This window comes from Brucella tritici (assembly GCF_008932295.1).
Lineage (GTDB): Bacteria > Pseudomonadota > Alphaproteobacteria > Rhizobiales > Rhizobiaceae > Brucella > Brucella tritici.
The window spans coordinates 1-1,980 of record NZ_WBWA01000068.1; the positions used below are offsets into that span (position 1 = coordinate 1).

Consider the following 1,980-nt stretch of genomic DNA (forward strand, 5'->3'; position numbering starts at 1 on the left):
TAGTGGAAGGGCCAAAGCGCCGATTCCGGAGAGAAGCAAGAACCTGCGAAAGACCATGAAATGCGGAGATTGTGAAATATCGAAGCGCTTGACTTTAGCTCGCCGAATAGAGAAGCCACCTCTCTTTCGGCTTTAGCTTTGAGAGCGGTTTTTAAAGCGCCATGAATCGTTGCCTGTCTCTACGATTTCGCAATGGTGTGTCAGGCGATCTAAAAGTACAGTTTGTTGATTGCCACTGAAAACTGATGGAGTTCGCTGGGACAGTTTACTACCTATCCGGTCCTGGCCGATGGACGAGCAAGCCGCCGTTCGCCTTACGCCCCATCACTGCCGATCAAGAGGTGGCGCTGCGGCCCCGGAAGTTGTCGAAGGCAATGACGGATCGATACGCCGCTTGACGATCGACGTCAATTCGTCCGTATGGCGGGTTCCCCATTCGCAAAGCTGGACGAGGGCTTGTGCGAGGCTGCGGCCGAAGCTGGTGAGCGAATACTCGACCTTGGGCGGGATCTCACCAAAGTCGAGACGGTCGATGATCCCGTCCGCCTGCAACTCCTTGAGCTGCTGGATCAACACCTTGTCGCTGACCTTCCCGACCGCGCGGCGCAGTTGGCCGTAGCGCAATGCGCCGTGCATGAGGTGATAGAGGATCAGCGGTTTCCACTTGCCGCCCATCACAAACAGGACCGCATCCAAACCGCAGGTGAAGGGACTTGTCATTGCACGCGCTCCATCAAATTTTGGTACTTATCAAATGGTGCATACTGGAATAACAGGCGGTGTACCCCTAGTTCAACCTCTCCACAATGAAGGAGAACGAGGTTGTCATGGGCAAACTAGAAGGAAAGATCGCTGTCATCACCGGCGCCAATAGCGGCATCGGCCTCGCTGCTGCCAAGCGGTTCGTGGCCGAAGGCGCCCACGTCTATATCACGGGTCGTCGGCAGGAGGAGCTCGACAAAGCGGTCGCCGAGATCGGTTCCGACGTGACGGCCGTGCAGGGTGACGTGTCTCGGCTTGAGGATCTGGACCGCCTTTTTGGGACGGTGCGCGCCCAACACGGGCGCATTGACGTGCTGTTCGCCAACGCGGGCGGGGGCGAGCTGGAGCCGCTAGGACAAATTACGGAAGCATCCTTTGATCGGGCGTTCGGCGTGAACGTTAAGGGCGTTGTTTTCACCGTGCAGAAGGCCCTGCCGCTCATGGGCGACGGGACGTCCATCATCCTCACCGGCTCGACCACCGGAACGATGGGAACGCCGGCCTTCAGCATCTACAGCGCAACGAAAGCGGCGATCCGCAATTTGGCGCGTAGCTGGGCGTTGGACCTAAAAGGCACGGGCGTTCGCGTGAACGTCCTGTCGCCTGGGGCCACAGCGACTCCGGGTCTGCACGGCGTTGCGGTGGCCGGCGGGGAAGACGCGATCTATGAGCAGTTGATCGCCCAGACCCCTTTGGGGCGGATCGCCGATCCCGACGACATCGCTGCAGTCGGTCTTTTCCTTGCATCAGACGATAGCGCCGTGATGACCGGAAGCGAGGTCTTCGCGGACGGCGGCATGGCTCAGGTCTGATCCGTTAGCAAAGCAGGTCGAAGCACGAACGGCGGCTATTCCGTATAGCGAGCCGTTCCCTGCCGGTCTGTTTTCCAACCAACATGGTCGCTAGCGGCAAAAAAGCGGAACGACCGTTTTGGGATGCGTGTGAATTGTACGGTAATATCTGGAATGAGGGCGCAAAGTGGACCCGAAACATCTTCTCCACAATTGGGGCGATGAGTAACAGGGATGACTTCTATTGCTCATAAGTATATGATAATGAGAGTGATAGAAACGGATCTTATCGCTCATGCTCTGGAACTGGACACAGCCTGATTGGCCGCATTTTCGCTATGACGCGTCTGCACTCGCGGCACTGGAACAGCGATTTCTGCTCACCTCCGGCGAAGTCATCGGCGCTGTGCGTCACATCGATCATGAC

General features: G+C 57.5%; 3 protein-coding genes and 1 pseudogene. 2 read left to right on the forward strand and 2 right to left on the reverse strand.

Going from position 1 to position 1,980, the window contains the following annotated elements; all coding sequences use genetic code 11:
- Positions 1-132: 132 nt before the first annotated feature.
- Both F9K91_RS25390 and F9K91_RS25395 read right to left on the reverse strand, forming a co-directional pair.
- Positions 133-249 (reverse strand): annotated as a pseudogene (locus tag F9K91_RS25390) (ATP-binding protein); the annotation flags it as partial.
- Between the two features lie 75 nt (positions 250-324).
- A complete protein-coding gene (locus tag F9K91_RS25395) occupies positions 325-720 on the reverse strand; it encodes a winged helix-turn-helix transcriptional regulator (protein ID WP_151679058.1) in 396 nt (131 codons plus the stop codon).
- A 107-nt stretch (positions 721-827) separates the two neighbouring features.
- Here F9K91_RS25395 and F9K91_RS25400 point away from each other — a divergent pair, with 107 nt between their 5' ends.
- Together F9K91_RS25400 and F9K91_RS25405 are read left to right on the forward strand one after the other, a co-directional pair.
- Positions 828-1,574, forward strand: a complete 747-nt coding sequence (locus F9K91_RS25400) for an SDR family NAD(P)-dependent oxidoreductase (protein WP_151679059.1) — start codon at positions 828-830, stop codon at positions 1,572-1,574.
- Positions 1,575-1,848: 274 nt separating this feature from the next.
- Positions 1,849-1,980 (forward strand): DUF4172 domain-containing protein (locus tag F9K91_RS25405; protein WP_151679060.1); only part of this gene is annotated, 132 nt, incomplete at its 3' end.

Coding starts and splice junctions, on each gene's coding strand:
- F9K91_RS25395 (WP_151679058.1), bottom strand. CDS start 720: ATGACAAGTCCCTTCACCTGCGGTTTGGATGCGGTCCTGTTTGTGATG.
- F9K91_RS25400 (WP_151679059.1), top strand. CDS start 828: ATGGGCAAACTAGAAGGAAAGATCGCTGTCATCACCGGCGCCAATAGC.